The 16,758-nt window shown below is 71.5% G+C and carries 15 protein-coding genes; 9 read left to right on the top strand and 6 right to left on the bottom strand.

What is annotated here, in order from left to right:
• Positions 1–50: 50 nt before the first annotated feature.
• The 3 genes from U5C87_RS20945 to U5C87_RS20935 form a co-directional block, all read right to left on the bottom strand.
• Positions 51–1,064 carry a hemolysin family protein gene (locus U5C87_RS20945; RefSeq protein WP_330474359.1) on the bottom strand — a complete coding sequence of 338 codons (1,014 nt, stop codon included), beginning with the start codon at positions 1,062–1,064 and terminating at the stop codon, positions 51–53.
• Positions 1,061–2,596 carry a hemolysin family protein gene (locus U5C87_RS20940; protein ID WP_330474358.1) on the bottom strand — a complete coding sequence of 512 codons (1,536 nt, stop codon included), beginning with the start codon at positions 2,594–2,596 and terminating at the stop codon, positions 1,061–1,063. Before U5C87_RS20940 ends, U5C87_RS20945 begins: the two co-directional genes overlap by 4 nt.
• A 161-nt stretch (positions 2,597–2,757) precedes the next feature.
• On the bottom strand, positions 2,758–3,066 hold the full coding sequence (locus U5C87_RS20935) for a 4a-hydroxytetrahydrobiopterin dehydratase (RefSeq protein WP_330474357.1): 309 nt from the start codon (positions 3,064–3,066) through the stop codon (positions 2,758–2,760).
• Between the two features lie 85 nt (positions 3,067–3,151).
• On the opposite strand from U5C87_RS20935, the gene U5C87_RS20930 reads away from it, so the two are divergent.
• The 5 genes from U5C87_RS20930 (at position 3,152) to U5C87_RS20910 (ending at position 10,290) form a co-directional block, all read left to right on the top strand.
• On the top strand, positions 3,152–3,613 hold the full coding sequence (locus U5C87_RS20930; protein ID WP_330474356.1) for a (deoxy)nucleoside triphosphate pyrophosphohydrolase: 462 nt from the start codon (positions 3,152–3,154) through the stop codon (positions 3,611–3,613).
• A gap of 110 nt (positions 3,614–3,723) precedes the next feature.
• Positions 3,724–5,622: a translational GTPase TypA gene (gene typA, locus U5C87_RS20925; protein WP_030194434.1), complete on the top strand. Its 1,899-nt coding sequence runs from the start codon at positions 3,724–3,726 to the stop codon at positions 5,620–5,622.
• Between the two features lie 28 nt (positions 5,623–5,650).
• The gene (locus U5C87_RS20920; RefSeq protein ID WP_330474355.1) at positions 5,651–7,411 is read left to right on the top strand and encodes an ABC transporter substrate-binding protein; all 1,761 of its coding nucleotides are present in this window, start codon (positions 5,651–5,653) and stop codon (positions 7,409–7,411) included.
• A 67-nt stretch (positions 7,412–7,478) separates the two neighbouring features.
• Positions 7,479–8,411 (top strand): N-acetyl-1-D-myo-inositol-2-amino-2-deoxy-alpha-D-glucopyranoside deacetylase, encoded by a 933-nt coding sequence (mshB, locus tag U5C87_RS20915; RefSeq protein ID WP_330474354.1) that lies wholly within the window; start codon positions 7,479–7,481, stop codon positions 8,409–8,411.
• Positions 8,412–8,562: 151 nt separating this feature from the next.
• Positions 8,563–10,290, top strand: a complete 1,728-nt coding sequence (locus U5C87_RS20910) for a VanW family protein (RefSeq protein ID WP_330474353.1) — start codon at positions 8,563–8,565, stop codon at positions 10,288–10,290.
• Between the two features lie 42 nt (positions 10,291–10,332).
• Here U5C87_RS20910 and U5C87_RS20905 read toward each other — a convergent pair whose 3' ends face one another.
• The gene (locus U5C87_RS20905) at positions 10,333–11,406 is read right to left on the bottom strand and encodes a GNAT family N-acetyltransferase (RefSeq protein ID WP_330474352.1); all 1,074 of its coding nucleotides are present in this window, start codon (positions 11,404–11,406) and stop codon (positions 10,333–10,335) included.
• A 64-nt stretch (positions 11,407–11,470) separates the two neighbouring features.
• Here U5C87_RS20905 and fdxA point away from each other — a divergent pair, with 64 nt between their 5' ends.
• From fdxA to U5C87_RS20885, 4 genes are all read left to right on the top strand, one after another.
• Positions 11,471–11,797 carry a ferredoxin gene (gene fdxA / locus U5C87_RS20900; RefSeq protein WP_020143133.1) on the top strand — a complete coding sequence of 109 codons (327 nt, stop codon included), beginning with the start codon at positions 11,471–11,473 and terminating at the stop codon, positions 11,795–11,797.
• Positions 11,794–12,927 (top strand): succinyldiaminopimelate transaminase, encoded by a 1,134-nt coding sequence (gene dapC, locus U5C87_RS20895; RefSeq protein ID WP_330474351.1) that lies wholly within the window; start codon positions 11,794–11,796, stop codon positions 12,925–12,927. The genes fdxA and dapC overlap by 4 nt, the downstream gene beginning before the upstream one ends.
• A 142-nt stretch (positions 12,928–13,069) precedes the next feature.
• Complete coding sequence (locus U5C87_RS20890) at positions 13,070–14,350, top strand: citrate synthase (protein WP_330474350.1); 1,281 nt, start codon at positions 13,070–13,072, stop codon at positions 14,348–14,350.
• A gap of 91 nt (positions 14,351–14,441) precedes the next feature.
• On the top strand, positions 14,442–14,792 hold the full coding sequence (locus U5C87_RS20885; RefSeq protein WP_330474349.1) for a hypothetical protein: 351 nt from the start codon (positions 14,442–14,444) through the stop codon (positions 14,790–14,792).
• 50 nt (positions 14,793–14,842) lie between these two features.
• On the opposite strand, the gene U5C87_RS20880 is transcribed toward U5C87_RS20885, so the two are convergent.
• Positions 14,843–15,715 (bottom strand): hypothetical protein, encoded by an 873-nt coding sequence (locus U5C87_RS20880; RefSeq protein ID WP_443082081.1) that lies wholly within the window; start codon positions 15,713–15,715, stop codon positions 14,843–14,845.
• A gap of 110 nt (positions 15,716–15,825) precedes the next feature.
• Positions 15,826–16,758 (bottom strand): 2,3,4,5-tetrahydropyridine-2,6-dicarboxylate N-succinyltransferase, encoded by a 933-nt coding sequence (gene dapD / locus U5C87_RS20875; RefSeq protein ID WP_330474347.1) that lies wholly within the window; start codon positions 16,756–16,758, stop codon positions 15,826–15,828.

Below are 16,758 nucleotides of genomic sequence, written 5' to 3'. Positions count from 1 at the left end.
GAGACACCGCCGGAAACACGCCCGAAGGGACGAAGGCTCCCGGCGCGACGTCACCCGTCGGTCTCGTCGTCGAAGCGGCCGAGCACGCGTTCGAGAAGGTCCTCCATCGACACGAGACCCACCGGTCCGGACGGACCGTCGACGAGGACGAGCTGCGCGTGCTGCGCCCGCATCGTCGACACCGCATCGAGGAGCGACAGGCCCTCGTCGAGGTGGACGGCAGGTGCCGTGACCGTCGTGACGGGGGAGCCGGGGACGGCCCGCACGATGTCCCGCACGTGCACGATCCCCAACGGGGTGTCGCCCTCGAGGACGACGAGCCGCGAACGGCCGGTGTCGCGCGAGACGGCCTCCGCCTCGGCGCAGGTCGCGGCTGCGTCGACCGAGACGAACCGCTCGCGCGGGACGACGACCTCGGTCAGCGGTGTCGTGTCGAGGTCGATGGCGCCGGCGAGCACGCGGTGCTCGGGCTCGGCCAGCATGCCGTGGTCCTTCGAGCTGGCGATGAGCAGCTGCAGCTCCTTGGGCCCGTGGACCTGGCCGAGCTCGTCCTGCGGCGTGACGCCGACGAGGCGCAGGCACCCGTTGGCCATCGCGTTCAGCACGCTGAGCGCCGGACGCATGACCCACGCGAACCCGCGGAAGGGCAGGGCGAGCAGCACGGCAGACCGCTCGGGGTGGGCGATGGCCCACGACTTGGGCGCCATCTCGCCGACGACCATGTGCAGGAAGACGACGATGCCGACGGCCAGGACGACGGAGACGACGTAGGCCGCGGCGTCGGGGACGCGCACGAAGGTGAACACCGGCGTCAGCAGCTCGGCCACGGCGGGCTTGGCGAGAGAGCCGAGCCCCAGGGTGCACAGGGTGATGCCGAGCTGGGCGCCCGCGAGCATGAGCGAGAGCTCACGGCTGCCGCGGACCGCGGCCCGGGCTGCGACGCTGCCGCGCTCGGCGAGCACCTCGAGCCGGTGCCGCTTGCTGGCGACGAGGGCGAACTCGGCGGCGACGAAGAACGCGTTGAGGACGAGGAGCAGGAGCGAGACGAGCAGGGCTGTGGTCATCGGCCGGCCTCCGTCGTGGCATCGGTGTCGGCATCGGTGTCGGCAGCCATGCCGGCAGCGTCATCGGCGTCGTTGTCGGCGTCGAGGCTCTCGAGGTCGGACATGAGGTCGAGCACCTCGACCCGCACCCACGACGGGACGTGGCGCTCCACGGCCTCGACCGTGAGGCGCACCGAGACGGGCAGGTGGCGGGTCTCGTGGTCGTGGTGGTCAGGGTGGTCGTCACGAGGTTCGGCGGGTTCGCCTGTGTCGGAGTCGGACCCGTCCTCGCCGAACCGGTCGTGCGCGATCTCGCGGCGCGCCTCGAGGTGCACCTCGTCGCCCACGACGGCGGTGCGACCGAGGTCTTCGAGGATGAGCCCGCTGATGGTGGAGTACTCGTCGCTGCTCGTCAGGCGCAGGTCGGTGGCGGTGTCGAGCTCGTCGAGGCGCAGGTGCCCGGGGACGCGCCAGGTGTCCGGGGCGGTCTCGACGACGCCCGGCTCGGGCGCGTCGTCCTCGTCGAGGATCTCGCCGACGACCTCCTCGGCGATGTCCTCGAAGGTGACGATGCCGGCGAAGCCGCCGTGCTCGTCGACGACGACGGCCAGCTGGCGGTGGTCGGCGCGGATCTGCTCGAGGACGCGGGGGAGCGGTGCGCTCGTCGGCACGACGGTGGCCTCCGACACGACCGAGCCGACGAGGGTGGTCGCCCGGCGCTCCGGCTCGACGGAGAGCACCTCCGCGATGCCGGCGACCCCGACGATGTCGTCGCCGTCGCGGCCCGTCACCGGGAAGCGCGACCAGCCGGTGTCGAGCAGGTCGACGAGGTCGGCGACCGTCGCGTCGGCGTGCACCGTGGTGACCCGCACGCGGGGCGTCATGACGTCGCCGGCGTCGAGCTCACGGAAGCGCAGGCCGCCCTCGAGCACGTCGGAGAGGTCGTCGTCGAGCAGGCCCCCGGCATGGGACTCGTCGATGATCCTGGTCAGGTCCTCGGCCGTGGCGCCCTGCTCGAGCTCCTCGACGGGCTCGATGCCCACCTTGCGCAGCAGCGTCGTCGACGCACGGTCGAAGAGGCGCACGACCGGGCCGGCGAGCGTGAGGTAGACGAGGGTCGAGCGGCTCAGCGACCGGGCGAGCGGCACGGTGCGGGCGATGGCGAGGTTCTTCGGGGCGAGCTCGCCGAAGACCATCTGGACGACGGTCGAGAAGACGAGGACCGCGGTGACCGACAGGCTGAGGCGGGCGGCATACGACATCGAGGGGTCGAGCAGCTCGGCGATGCCGGCGCCGACGAGGGGTTCGGAGACGTAGCCCACGAGCAGGGCGGTCACCGTGATCCCGAACTGCGCGGCCGAGAGCGTGAAGGACAGCTGCGAGGTGACGCGCAGGGCGCGCTCGGCGGGGGCGTCGCCCTCGGCGGCGAGCTGGCGCAGGGCGTTGCGGTCGACCGCGACGTAGGCGAACTCCTGGGCCACGAAGTAGCCCGTCGCCGCCGTGAGGGCGAGGATCAGCAGGACCCCGAGGCCGATGCCCAGGGCGGTGCTCATGCGATCACCACCCGGGCGAGCGAGTGGTGGGTCAGGGGTGGCCGGACCGGGTCCGGCCACGGACTATGGCCCTCCCGGGACTCGGCGCGCGAGTCGGAGCGTGAGTGGGATCGCATGAGGCAATCCTAAGTTACGGCCGAGGGCGGTCGCTCCGGCCGGCGTCAGGTCGTCGCCACGGCGCCCCTGCGGGCCGCCTCCTGGCTGATCTGGTGGGCCAGCTCGACGTCGAGCTGGGTGAGGCCGCCCTCCGAGTGCGTCGACAGCGCGAAGGTGACCGTGCGCCAGCGGATGTCGATGTCGGGATGGTGGTCCATCGTCTCGGCCGCCGCGGCCACCTCGTCCACGAGCGCGATCCCGGTGAGGAACGCAGGGGCCTCGAAGGAGGCCCGGATCGTGTCGCCCTCACGCGTCCAGTCGGGCAGGTCGCCCAGTTGGCGCTCGATCTCCTCGTCGGTCAGTCGTCGTGTCATGACGTCCAGTAAACCGCCGTCGTATGCCGTGTGGCCCGCTCAGCGCCCCGCTGCAGGCCGTGCGTGTGGCACCATCGACGTCGCCATGAGCATCGCTGAGCCCGTTCCGGTCCGCCTCGTCGTCGGGGCCGCTGTCGTCGACGACCTCGAGCGCCCGACCCGGCTGCTGTCGGCGCGTCGCACCGAGCCCTCCGCGCTCGCCGGCGGGTGGGAGCTGCCCGGGGGCAAGGTCGACGAGGGCGAGTCGCCGCTGTCGGCGCTGCACCGCGAGCTGCTCGAGGAGCTGGGCGTCCGGGTGACGCTCGGCGCGCACGTGCCCGGGCCCCAGCCGGGCTCGACGTGGCCGTTGGGCGACCGGTACGAGATGCTGGTCTGGCTCGCCGAGGTCGTCGAGGGCACGCCCGAGCCAATCGAGGACCACGACGAGCTGCGCTGGCTGGGGCTCGACGAGCTGCGCTCGGTCGGGTGGCTCCCCGCAGACCTTCCCATCGTCGAGGCGCTCGAGACCATGCTCCGGCGGCCTGCCGAGCCCGACCGCAGCCCCTGACGCCTGGCCAGCCCCGAAACACCTGCCAGATCCACCTGCAGAACCCGCTTGAGCACCACCCACGACGACGTGGTCCGAACCACCCTCGAAACCCTGAGAGACTGTCCCTCATGCCCATGAAGACCCGCGCGGACATCCGCAACGTCGCCATCGTCGCCCACGTCGACCACGGCAAGACCACCCTCGTCGACAAGATGCTCTGGCAGTCCGGCGCGTTCGGCGAGCACCAGCACGTCGACGAGCGCGCGATGGACTCCGGTGACCTCGAGCGCGAGAAGGGCATCACGATCCTCGCGAAGAACACCGCGGTGCACTACACGGGCAAGGCCGCCCAGGACCGTGGCCTGACCGACGGCGTCACCATCAACATCATCGACACCCCCGGCCACGCCGACTTCGGTGGCGAGGTCGAGCGCGGCCTGTCGATGGTCGACGGTGTCGTGCTCCTCGTTGACGCGTCCGAGGGCCCGCTGCCCCAGACCCGCTTCGTGCTGCGCAAGGCGCTCGCCGCGAAGATGCCGGTCATCCTCTGCATCAACAAGGTCGACCGTCCCGACTCGCGCATCGCCGAGGTCGTCGACGAGGCCTACGAGCTGTTCATGGACCTCGACGCCACCGAGGAGCAGATCGACTTCCCGATCGTCTACGCCTCGGCCAAGGCCGGCCGTGCCTCGACCGAGCGCCCCGACAACGGTGGCCTGCCCGAGGGCGAGGACCTCGAGGCCCTCTTCGAGACGATCCTCGAGACGATCCCCGCGCCGACCTACGACGACGAGGCGCCGCTGCAGGCCCACGTCACCAACCTCGACGCGTCCAACTTCCTCGGCCGCCTCGCCCTGCTCCGTGTCTTCAACGGCACGATCAAGAAGGGCCAGCAGGTCATGTGGTGCCGTCACGACGGCTCGCAGCAGCGCGTGAAGATCACCGAGCTGCTCATGACCGAGGCCCTCGAGCGCAAGCCCGCCGAGGAGGCCCGCCCGGGCGACATCATCGCCGTCGCCGGCATCCCCGACATCACCATCGGCGAGACCCTCGCCGACCCCGAGAACCCGATCCCGCTGCCGCTCATCACGGTCGACGAGCCGGCGATCTCGATGACGATCGGCACCAACACGAGCCCGATGGTCGGCCAGGTGCGCGGCTCGAAGGTCACGGCCCGCATGGTCAAGGACCGCCTCGACAAGGAGCTCATCGGCAACGTGTCGCTGCGCATCCTCAACACCGAGCGCCCCGACGCCTGGGAGGTCCAGGGCCGAGGCGAGCTGGCTCTCGCCATCCTCGTCGAGCAGATGCGCCGCGAGGGCTACGAGCTGACCGTGGGCAAGCCGCAGGTCGTCACGCGCGAGGTCGACGGCAAGGTCCACGAGCCCGTCGAGCGCCTCACCATCGACACGCCCGAGGAGTTCCTCGGCGCGATCACGCAGATCATGGCCGCCCGCAAGGGCCGCATGGAGCAGATGACCAACCACGGCACCGGCTGGATCCGCATGGAGTTCCTCGTGCCCAGCCGTGGCCTCATCGGCTTCCGCACCGAGTTCCTCACCGAGACGCGCGGCACGGGCATCGCCCACCACGTCTTCGAGGACTACGAGCCGTGGTTCGGCGCGATCACGACCCGCACGAGCGGCTCGCTCGTCTCGGACCGCAAGGGCGTCGTCACCTCCTACGCGATGGTCAACCTCCAGGAGCGCGGCACGCTGTTCGTCGACCCGACCACCGAGGTCTACGAGGGCATGATCGTCGGCGAGAACTCCCGCGCCGACGACATGGACGTCAACATCACCAAGGAGAAGAAGCTCACCAACGTGCGCGCCTCCTCCTCGGACAACTTCGAGAAGATCGTGCCGCCCCGCAAGCTCAGCCTCGAGCAGAGCCTCGAGTTCTGCCGCGAGGACGAGTGCGTCGAGGTGACGCCCGAGTCCGTCCGCATCCGCAAGGTCGTCCTCGACGCCGGCGAGCGCGCACGCACCGCGTCCCGCGCCCGTTCGGCGGCGAAGGCCGAGGGCTGACCGACCGGTGCCGGGCGGAGGTCGCGGCGTGGTGCGTGGGCTGACGAGGTCGGTCGCTGCCGGGGTCGGGGCTGCCCTCCTGGCAGCGGGCGCCGCTGCGTGCACGGGGTCGAGCGACCCCGTCAGCACGCAGGGCGCGCTCGGCACCGCCCCGTCGGCGTCGGGGGAGCCCCAGCGCGGTGGTGACCTGCAGGTGCTCGTCGCAGGGACCATCGCGACGTGGGACCCGCAGCTGATGTACGTCGGCCCCGAGGCGTTCTTCGCCCAGCGCACCTTCGCCCGCGGCCTCACGGCATACGGCACGGGTGCGCACCAGCGCGACGTCCAGGCCGACCTCGCGACCGACACCGGCACCCCGAGCGACGGCGCGCGCACGTGGTCCTTCACGCTGCGCCCCGGCGTGAAGTGGCAGGACGGCTCGCCGATCACGTGCGACGACGTGCGCCACGGCGTCGCACGCACCTTCGACCGGCGCACGCACGTCGGCGGCACGAACTACGCCAGCTTCCTGCTCGACATGCCGACGCAGGTCACGCCCGAGGGCCTGGAGAAGCCGGTCTACTCCGGCCCGGGCGACACGGCCCATCGCGCGGACTTCGAGAGGGCCGTGTCGTGCAAGGGGTCGACGATCACCTTCCGGCTGCGCGACGCCGAGCCCGACTTCCCCCACATCGTGGCGCTGCCGGAGTTCGCGCCGCGCAAGGCCTCGACCGACACGACGAGCGACAAGGCGTCGTATGCCGTCATGTCGAGCGGGCCCTACCGCCTCAAGGACCCGTGGGTCGTCGGCAAGGGCGGCACCTTCGTGCGCAACGAGCACTGGGACCCCCGCACCGACCCCATCCGCCGGGCCTACCCCGACGAGATCCGGGTCATGTCGGGGCTGGGTGAGCAGTCCGTCATCCAGCGCCTGCTCAACCAGCAGGACGACGACGCGTATGCCGTCTCGTGGGTCCAGGCGAGCCCGACCCTGCGCAACCAGGCGGGCACCGGCCTGCAGGCCCGGCTGACGTTCCCCTACACGGGCAACGTCGACTACCTCGCCGTCAACATGCGCAGCAAGGTCATGGCCAACCCCGCGGTGCGCAAGGCCCTCGCGCTGTCGACGAACCGCGCGACCTACGTCACCGCCACCGGCGGCGAGGGTGCAGGGACGCCGACGTGGTCGATCCTGTCGCCCACCGTCGACCCGCAGTCGGTGACCCCGCCGCCCGGCACGGGCGTCGAGGGGGACCCCGAGGGCGCGCGTCGGGCGCTCCAGCAGGCGGGGGTCAAGCTGCCGGTGCCCCTGCGCGTCGTCTACGCGCGATCGGTGCTCGGGGACAAGGCATACGCCGCCCTGGCCGCGGGCTGGGAGCGCGCCGGCTTCGACGTACAGCTGACGAGCGTGCCGGCCGAAAAGTACTACGAGACCATCGAGAAGCCGACCTCGGTCTCCTCCTTCGACGTCTTCCGCGGCGTGTGGACGCCCGACTGGCCGTCCGCCGGCGGGGTCCTGCCGGCGCTCTTCGACTCGCGCATCAACATCGACTCCTCGGGCCCCGGCCAGGACGTCGGCTACTTCAGCAGCCCCGCCGTCAACGCCCTCATCGACAAGGCGGACGTGACGCCCGACCCGCGCGCCCGCGCCAAGGTGTGGCAGCAGGCCGACCGGACGCTGCGCGACGAGGGCGGCTACATCGCCCTGTCGGCGACCAAGGCGCTCTACCTGCACGGGTCCGGTGTGAAGTCCTACGAGGACCACGCCGTCGGCGGCATCGTCGACCTCGCCACCGTCGCGGTGCGCTGACCCGACCTGCCCGTCCCGCCTGCCGATCCGCCTGCCGATCCGCCCGCTGACCCGAGAGGTGCCACCCGTGTCGCGACTGCTCTTCGTCCACGCCCACCCCGACGACGAGACGCTGACGTGCGGCGTGGCCATGGCCCACCACGTCGCGCGCGGCGACGAGGTGCACGTGCTGACGTGCACCCTCGGGGAGGAGGGCGAGGTCATCCCGCCCGGTCTCGCGCACCTCGAGGGGGACCCGGACGACCGGCTCGGCCCGCACCGTCACGGTGAGCTGACGCAGGCGCTCGAGCGCATCGGCGCCGCGATGCACGTCCTCGGCGCCGACGAGGCGGCAGGGAGGCTCTCGCTCTACCGCGACTCCGGCATGGCGGGCTCTCCGGCCGCGTCCCACGCGCACGCCTTCGCAGCGGCCGACCTCGACGTGGCCGGCGCCCTCGTCGCCGACGTCGTGCGCGAGGTGCGCCCCGACGTCGTGGTCACCTACGACGAGCACGGCGGCTACGGCCACCCCGACCACATCCAGACGCACCGCGTCACGCGCCGCGCCCTCGAGCTGCTGGGCCCCGCCGACCGACCCGAGCGCGTCTACGAGATCCTGACGCCCGCGGGTTGGGCCCGCGAGGACCGGCAGTGGCTGCGCGACGCGGACCCCGCGCTGCTCGACACGTCCGCGTGGTGGAGCGAGCAGGACCTCGGAGCCGGCTCGCCCGAGGCGCCGCGCCTCGTCGTGCCCGACCTGGTCCACCCGTTCCCGCCGTCCGTCGTCGACGACGCGCTGGTGACGCACGCGGTGGTCCACGAGGCAGCTCGCGCGACGCAGAACGACGCCCTGCGCGCGCACGCGACCCAGGTCATCGTGGCGAGCGAGGACGTCCACGCCCTCTCCAACCTCGTCGCCGCCCGGACGACGGGACGCGAGGGTTTCCGCCGCGTCGACCCCCTGACGTGGGAGACGGTCGGGGGAGCGGTCGAGCCGAGCGAGGCCGGCCTGCTCGCCTGACGCACCTCCGCGGCCGGGAGCCGTCGAGGGGCGGATGACTGCTGGCGTATGCCGTGTGCTGCGGCGGGTGCCCCGACGGCGCCGCCTCGCGCTCTCGGGCGCCACCAGGCGTTACCTTCGTGCCACTCGATGTCCCCTGCCCGGAGAGACGATGGCCGACGACTGGTACGACGACACGCGGCGTGAGCGACGCTCCACCGCGGTGCGCCTCGTCGTGGCCGCGATCGTGCTCGGCGGCGGCTACGCGGGACTCTGCGCCTGGTCCGCGCAGCACGTCCCGGCCTCGGTGTCGGTGGGTGGCATCCGCGTCGGTGGGATGTCGACGGACAGCGCCCGGGCGGCCGTGCTCGCCGGCTCGCGGACCCTCCTCGACACCCCGATCGTGCTGAGCGTGCCGGGGCGGGACGAGCCGCTCGAGGTCGTGCCCCGCGAGGCAGGGCTCGGGGTCGACGCCGACCGTTCGCTCGAGGGGCTGACGGGCCTGACCCTCGATCCTCGGGTGCTGTGGAACCGGCTGACGGGCTCGATCAGCGCGCCGTTGCTGACGACCACCGACGACGACAGGCTGACCGCGTACCTCGACCGCCTCGCACCCTCGCTCGCGGTCGCCCCCGTCGAGGGGCGCGTGACCTTCCCGGGCGGGTCCGTGGCCGCCGACATGCCCGTGCCGGGGCACACGCTCGACGTCGCCGGCACGAAGATCGCGCTGCGGCGGGCCTTCCCCGACTCGACGCGGGCCACCGCGGTGCTGCGCGAGACCCCGCCGCAGGTGAGCGCCGACGCGGTCGAGCAGTTCGCCTCCGACGTCGGCAGCACGGCCGTGTCGCGGCCGCTCACCCTCGTGTCGGGCACGACGCGGGTCCTGCTCGGACCGTCGGAGTACGCGCCGACGGTCTCGGTCGTCCCCGACGGGTCGGGGCACCTGGCCCTGCACTTCGACGAGACCGCCCTCGCGCGGCTCGTCGCCGGCAAGGTGCCGGTGACGACGCGCGCCGCGACCAGCGCGCGGTGGGAGTTCGAGCCGAACAACGGCAAGCCCCGCCTCGTGCCGTCGGTCGACGGGCTCACCGTCGACGAGGACGCCCTCGCCAAGCGTGCCGAGGCCGCCATCTCCGGCGCCGACCGCACGGTGGACGTGAGTCCGGCGCCCGCCCAGCCGCCGTTCACGACCGAGGACGCCCAGAAGGCCGGCATCAACGAGCTCGTCGTCGACTTCCGCTCGCCGTTCCCGACGGACGACCCCGCTCGCACCAACAACCTCGTCGGTGCTGCCAAGCGCCTCAACGGCACCTACGTGCCGGCCGGAGGCACCTTCAGCCTCAACGCCCTCCTCGGCGCGCAGACCGCGGACACGGGGTTTGCCGAGGGCGCCGTCGTCGTCGACGGTCGCCTGACGCGGGGGACCGGCGCCGGGGCCGCCCAGGTGGCCACGCTGACCCACAACCTCGCCTACTTCGCCGGCGTCGACATCGTCCGGGCCACCCCGCACGCGTTCTACAACCCGCGTTATCCCGAGGGACGCGAGGCCGCCGTCCACTGGCCGACCCTCGACAGCACGTGGAAGAACGACACGCCGTACGGGATGCTCCTGCAGACCTGGGTCGAGGGCGGCGTCCTCCACGGGAGGGTGTGGAGCACCAAGACCTGGGACATCGCGTCCGTCAAGGGCGAGCGGCGAAACGTCACACCTCCCAAGACGATCCGCAGTGCGAGCCTGACGTGCGAACCGCAGCCACCCAGCCCCGGCTTCGACGTGACGGTGACCCGCGAGTGGCGCAGCCCCGGCTCCAGCGCGCTCGCCCGCAGCGAGCCGGTGACGACGCACTACCTCCCGGAGGACCAGGTCATCTGCACCAACCCCAGGGCCACCCCGCCCTGAGCACGGTCAGCACGTGCAGGACCGCCGCTCGAGCCCGGAGAGTCAGGCGGACGGGCGGGTCAGGTAGGTGTACTCGTGGTGCACGCTGAAGCCGAGGTCCTCCCAGAAGGCCACGCCGTCGGCGTTGTCGGCCGACACCTGGAGGTAGATCGCGGGCATGGTGTTCTCGCGGGCCACCATCGCCACGGCGGAGACGAGGGTCGTGCCGAGTCCCTCGCGGCGGTGCTCGGGGTGCACCCACAGGCCGAAGATGCCTGCCCAGCCGGGGTGGATCGCCATGCGCGCGAGGGCGATGATGCGGTTGCTCTCCGGGTCGCGCACCGACAGGAAGAGCTGGCCGTCACTGCCCGTGAGCACGGCCTCCGTCGCGCCGGGCACGATGGTGCGCTGCTCGCCGTAGGCCATGAGCCAGTCCATCTTGAGCTCGGAGTCCGCCGTCACCGGGACGGACTCCTCGGTGAGCGGCGGGACCGCGGCGGACAGGCCGGTCATGATGAGCACCCGCTGCCAGTCGTCGCGCCCGCCGCCGACGGCATAGCCGCGCTCGAGCAGGGCTGCCGCGACGGGCACGTCCTCGACGGCGAACCCGCGCTCGCCGTGCACCTGGAAGACGGCCGGACGGCCGCGGTCGGAGTACCACTTCTCGACGAAGTCGAGGGCCCTGTCGAGGGGCAGGCTCGGGTCCCCGACGACGAGCGCCGAGTTGGCGCGCCCGGTGAAGCCCTCGGAGGCCCGGAGCACCCAGTCGCCGAGGCCGCCGCGGTCGAGCGCCTGCCAGCCCTTGGCCATGAGCTTCTCGAGGTCGTCGGCGGAGATGCGCTCGTGGGCGTGGCCGGGGCGGCTCGCCGGGGGCGGCACGTCCTTGGCGGCGATGACGTCGGCGCGGATCAGCTTGACCCGCTCGGTCTTCGTGTCGACCACGAGGAAGTCGTTGTTGCGGGCGATGAGCTCGCCGAGGAAGTCGGTCGCCCCGGCCTCCGCACCCTCACCGAGCCGGTAGCGCACGACGACCCGGCTCCCGATGGTGAGTCCCGCACTGAGGCGGTGGCCCGGGGTGTCGGTGCTGCTCGCGAAACCCGTCTCATCCGCGGGGCCGTCGGTGGGATCGCCAGTCATGTCCGGCATACTAGGCGGTGCAGCATCCGCTCCCGAACGCTCCACAGCAGGAGGTCCGCTCCCCATGACCTACGTCATTGCCCAGCCTTGCGTCGACCTGAAGGACCGTGCCTGCATCGAGGAGTGTCCGGTCGACTGCATCTACGAGGGCAAGCGGTCGCTCTACATCCACCCCGACGAGTGCGTCGACTGTGGTGCGTGCGAGCCGGTCTGCCCCGTCGAGGCGATCTACTACGAGGACGACGTCCCCGAGCAGTGGGCCGACTACTACAACGCCAACGTCGAGTTCTTCAACGACCTCGGCAGCCCGGGTGGTGCCGCCAAGCTCGGCGTCATCGACAAGGACCACCCGCTCATCGAGGCCCTGCCGCCGCAGGAACACGACGAGTGACGACGACCGGCGGGCCCGTGCGCGGGCTCGACCTCCCCGACTTCCCCTGGGACTCGCTCGCGCCCTACAAGGCGCGGGCGGTCGCGCATCCGGAGGGCATCGTCGACCTGTCGGTGGGCACGCCCGTCGACCCCACACCCGAGGTCGTACGCCGTGCTCTGGCCGACGCTGCCGACGCGCCGGGCTACCCGCTGACGGTCGGCACCGCCGACCTGCGCGCTGCGATCTGTGAGTGGTTCGAGCGCCGCCGCGGTGTCGCCGGGCTGACGGCCGACGCCGTCCTGCCGACGATCGGCAGCAAGGAGCTCGTCGCGTGGCTGCCGACGCTGCTCGGCCTCCGATCGGGTGACGTCGTCGGCATCCCGGCCGTCGCCTACCCGACCTACGACATCGGGGCGCGCATCGCCGGTGCGACCGCCGTCGTCGCCCAGTCGCTGACGAGTCTCGGCCCGCTGACCGCTTCGACGACGCCAAAACTGTTGTGGCTCAACAGTCCCGGCAATCCGAACGGTCAAGTTCTCGGCGTCGAGCACCTCCGCAAGGTCGTCTCGTGGGCGCGTCAGCACGACGTCGTCGTGGCGAGCGACGAGTGCTACGCCGAGCTCGACTGGCGCGAGGGGCACGTCGGCACCTCGACCCCGAGCATCCTGCACCCCGACGTCTGCGACGGCGACCACACGGGACTGCTCGCGGTCTACTCCCTGTCGAAGCAGTCCAACCTGGCCGGCTACCGGGCGGCGTTCGTGGCCGGGGATCCCGCGATCATCGGGAGGATCCTCGAGGTGCGCAAGCACGCCGGCATGATCATGCCCACACCCGTCCAGCACGCCATGGCCGTCGCCCTGCGCGACGACACCCACGTGCAGACGCAGCGGGCGGCATACGCCCGCAGGCGAGAGCAGCTGCTGGCCGCGGTCACCCGCGCGGGTCTGCGCGTCGACCACTCCGAGGCGGGGCTCTACCTGTGGGCGACTCGCGGGGAGGACTGTTGGACAACGGTTTCCGAGCTCGCCGACCGCGGGATCCTCGTCGCGCCCGGCGCGTTCTACGGTGCGGCGGGGGCGCAGCACGTGCGGATCGCGCTCACGGCCACCGACGAGCGCATCGCCGCTGCCTGCTCCCGGCTCTGACGGCCTGTGAGGCCGTTCGCCGGCAGGTGCAGACGGGTGCCGCCGGGTGGGCCTGTTTTCTCGGCGGACCCGGCGCTGGGGTAACGTCGCTCGCGGATACGTCCGGCGATCTTGGGCCGGAGTGACAGGAGGCGGAGGAACAGTGACGAAGGCAGTGGACGCGACACTCAAGGTCGCAGACAAGGAACTCACGTTCCCGGGAGTCGGCGCCGTCGAGGGCAACGACGGGCTCGGGGTCGGGTCCTTGCTCAAGGAGACCGGCCTCGTCACCTACGACGTCGGGTTCGTCAACACCGCGTCGTGCAAGAGCGCGATCACCTACATCGACGGCGACGAGGGCATCCTGCGCTACCGCGGCTACCCGATCGCCGAGCTGGCCGAGAAGTCGACGTTCGTCGAGGTCTCCTACCTGCTCATCTACGGCGAGCTCCCGACGCCCGAGGAGCTGACGCGCTTCGAGGACTCGATCCGCCGGCACACGATGCTGCACGAGGACCTCCGCGCCTTCTTCAACGGCTTCCCGCGCGACGCCCACCCGATGCCGGTCCTCAGCTCGGCCGTGTCGGCGCTCGGCACGTTCTACCAGGACAGCCTCGACCCCTTCGACCAGGAGCAGGTCGAGATCTCGACCGTCCGACTCCTCGCCAAGCTGCCGACCATCGCGGCCATGGCGCACAAGAAGAGCGTCGGCCAGCCGTACATGTACCCCGACAACTCGCTGTCGTTCGTCGAGAACTTCCTGCGGATGACGTTCGGCTACCCCGTCGAGCCCTACGAGGTCGACCCGACCGTCGCCAAGGCCCTCGACCTGCTCTTCATCCTGCACGCCGACCACGAGCAGAACTGCTCGACCTCGACGGTGCGCCTCGTCGGCTCGGCCCACGCGAACCTCTTCAACTCGGTCTCGGCCGGCATCCACGCCCTGTCGGGCCCGCTGCACGGCGGCGCCAACCAGGCCGTCCTCGAGATGCTCGGCCAGCTCCACGAGTCGGGCGACGACCCGAAGAAGTTCATGGAGAAGGTCAAGAACAAGGAGGACGGTGTCCGCCTCATGGGCTTCGGGCACCGCGTCTACAAGAACTACGACCCGCGCGCGGCCATCATCAAGAAGGCCGCCGACGACATCCTCGAGAAGCTCGGCCAGAACGACCCGCTGCTCGAGATCGCCAAGGGCCTCGAGGAGATCGCGCTCGCCGACGACTACTTCGTGGAGCGCCGGCTCTACCCCAACGTCGACTTCTACACCGGCCTCATCTACAAGGCCATGGGCTTCGAGTCGAAGATGTTCACCGTCCTCTTCGCCATCGGGCGCCTCCCGGGCTGGATCGCCCAGTGGCGCGAGATGATGACCGATCCGGAGACGAAAATCGGCCGCCCGCGCCAGATCTACACGGGCGAGGCCCAGCGCAGCTACCCCAGCTGAGCCGCCTGAGCACGCCCCGAGCCCCGGCTCGGCGCAGATCCACCCGATGCCCCCGCCCCGCAAGGGACGGGGGCATCGGCATGATGGGGTGATGGCCACCTACCTCGTCAACGACGCGGCGGTCGCGCGGTGCCGCGAGCTCATCGACAAGCGCCAGTACGTCCTCGACAGCGACTGGGGCCAGGTGCAGCCGAACGCCGAGGCGCAGAACGCCTACCTCGAGCACCACTCGTGGGACGACTACGCGGCGTGGCACCTCGGCCTGACCGAGGGCGCCCACGACGGGACCAAGGCCCGCTACGCGTTCGCCTACGGTGACCTGCGCCGCGTGCACCGGACCGCGCTCATCGCCTGCGTCTACCGGGCGAGCGAGTGGCGGCACAAGGAGATCGAGCTGGCCGCGCACGACCTGCTCCAGCACCTCGACCGGGTGTCCGGCTGAGCTGACGGGGTCGTGTGCGGGGTCGTGCGCCGTGTCGTATGCCGGGTCGCTCAGCCGAGGTTGATCGTGACGGTCCTGCCGGCGGTCCCGCTCGACCACCCGTCGTCGCCCGTGGAGCGGTCCCACGCGCGGTCGCCGACGCTGACCCTGCTCGCCCCGTACATCTCGGCGCGGGCGACGGCCCAGTGGGCGACGGCCCACGCCGTCGTCGTGTCACGTGCGGTGACGGTCAGGAAGCCCGACCCGGGGCGGGCCGTCGTGACGCCCATCTGCTGCGAGAGGTCGCTCGCGACCCGCTGCGGTGACACGCTGGTCTTCACGGCGTCGAGCCGGCACGTCAGGCCGGCGGGGGAGTGGCCGGTGAGGGTCGAGGCGAGTACCCGGCCCTGCCCCTCGTGGTCGCGGTAGGCCTCGGGGAAGCCGCTCTTCTGGACGCGCTGGGCGATCTTGGTGATGTCGGCCGTCTCATATCCCTTGTACTTCACGAGGGCGTCGTAGAAGGCGTTCGTCGCGTGCACGGGATCGAGGATCTGCTCCTTGGTGCCCCAGCCCTGGCTCGGCCGCTGCTGGAACAGGCCCAGGGAGTCACGGTCCCCGTAGCGCAGGTTGCGGATCTTCGACTCCTGGAACGCCGTGGTCAGGGCGATCGTGGCCGCGCGCGGCGGCATGCCCCGCTTGATCGACAACGCCGAGATCAGCGCGGCGTTGGCCGTCTGGTCCGGGTCGAAGGTCTCGGTGATGCCGGCGGCCTGGATGGTGCACTGCGGGTTGACGACGCTCTGGATGAGGAATCGCGCTCCGAACCACCCGGCCGTCCCGACGACGGCCAGCACGAGCAGCACGGTCACCCAGCGGCGCCGACGACGCGCTGGTGTTCGGCGCCGTGATTCGGCAAGGGTCGGGCCCGGTCGGTGGTTCGGCATGGGGTCCTCGGGTGGTCCGGCTCTGGTCTGAACCGGGTGGCGGCGTGCGGTCTGTGGCGTGCGGTCTGTGGCGTGCGGTCTGTGGTGGGCGGTCTCTGGGGTGTGGCGGGTCAGTCGTTGGCGTGGAGCGCGGCGTTGAGCGTGATGCCGGTGCCCTTGCGGTCGCGGGCCTCGACGGCACCGCTCACGCTGTTGCGGATGAAGAGCACGTTGCTCGACCCCGACAGCTCCTTGGCCTTGACCACGGTGCCGTCGGGCAGCGTCACCTTCGTGCCCGCGGTGACGTAGAGCCCGGCCTCGACGACGCAGTCGTCCCCGAGCGCGATGCCGATGCCACCGTTGGCCCCGACGAGACAACGCTCGCCGATGCTGACGCGTTCCGTGCCGCCACCGGAGAGGGTGCCCATGATCGAGGCGCCCGCCCCGATGTCGGACCCGTCGCCGACGACGACGCCCTGCACGATGCGTCCCTCGACCATCGAGGTGCCCAGCGTGCCGGCGTTGAAGTTGCAGAAGCCCTCGTGCATGACGGTGGTGCCGGCGGACAGGTGAGCCCCGAGGCGCACGCGGTCGGCGTCGGCTATGCGGACGCCCTGCGGCACGACGAAGTCGGTCATCCGCGGGAACTTGTCGACGCCGTGGACCGCGACGTGCTGGCCCCGGGCGCGCAGCCGCATCCGGGTCTGCTCGAAGCCGTCGACGGCGCACGCACCGGCGCTCGTCCACACGATGTTGGGGAGGGCGCCGAAGACGCCGTCGAGGTTGATGGTGTTCGGCTGCACGAGGCAGTGCGAGAGCAGGTGCAGACGCAGGTACGCGTCGGGTGCGTCGGCCGGGGCGGCGTCGAGGTCGATCTCGACGAGGCGGACCTCGGTGCGGACGCGGCGGGCGGCATCGGCGCCGACGAGCGCGTCGAGCCCCTCGGGCACGGCAGCCTCCGCAGGGCGCTCACCCAGCGCCGGCTGCGGGAACCACGTGTCGAGCACCTGCCCGTCGTCCGTGATCGTCGTCAGTCCGTGACCCCATGCGTTGCGCTCCGACAT

Origin of the sequence: Terrabacter sp. C0L_2 (assembly GCF_036352015.1) — a bacterium.
In the GTDB taxonomy this organism is placed as follows: Bacteria; Actinomycetota; Actinomycetes; order Actinomycetales; family Dermatophilaceae; genus Terrabacter; species Terrabacter tumescens.
Note: the sequence above shows the minus strand (reverse complement) of the source record. Positions and strands in the feature narration are given on the sequence as shown.

Coding starts and splice junctions, on each gene's coding strand:
- U5C87_RS20945 (WP_330474359.1), bottom strand. CDS start 1,064: ATGACCACAGCCCTGCTCGTCTCGCTCCTGCTCCTCGTCCTCAACGCG.
- U5C87_RS20940 (WP_330474358.1), bottom strand. CDS start 2,596: ATGAGCACCGCCCTGGGCATCGGCCTCGGGGTCCTGCTGATCCTCGCC.
- U5C87_RS20935 (WP_330474357.1), bottom strand. CDS start 3,066: ATGACACGACGACTGACCGACGAGGAGATCGAGCGCCAACTGGGCGAC.
- U5C87_RS20930 (WP_330474356.1), top strand. CDS start 3,152: ATGAGCATCGCTGAGCCCGTTCCGGTCCGCCTCGTCGTCGGGGCCGCT.
- typA (WP_030194434.1), top strand. CDS start 3,724: ATGCCCATGAAGACCCGCGCGGACATCCGCAACGTCGCCATCGTCGCC.
- U5C87_RS20910 (WP_330474353.1), top strand. CDS start 8,563: ATGGCCGACGACTGGTACGACGACACGCGGCGTGAGCGACGCTCCACC.
- U5C87_RS20905 (WP_330474352.1), bottom strand. CDS start 11,406: ATGACTGGCGATCCCACCGACGGCCCCGCGGATGAGACGGGTTTCGCG.
- fdxA (WP_020143133.1), top strand. CDS start 11,471: ATGACCTACGTCATTGCCCAGCCTTGCGTCGACCTGAAGGACCGTGCC.
- U5C87_RS20885 (WP_330474349.1), top strand. CDS start 14,442: ATGGCCACCTACCTCGTCAACGACGCGGCGGTCGCGCGGTGCCGCGAG.
- U5C87_RS20880 (WP_443082081.1), bottom strand. CDS start 15,715: ATGCCGAACCACCGACCGGGCCCGACCCTTGCCGAATCACGGCGCCGA.
- dapD (WP_330474347.1), bottom strand. CDS start 16,758: ATGTCGGAGCGCAACGCATGGGGTCACGGACTGACGACGATCACGGAC.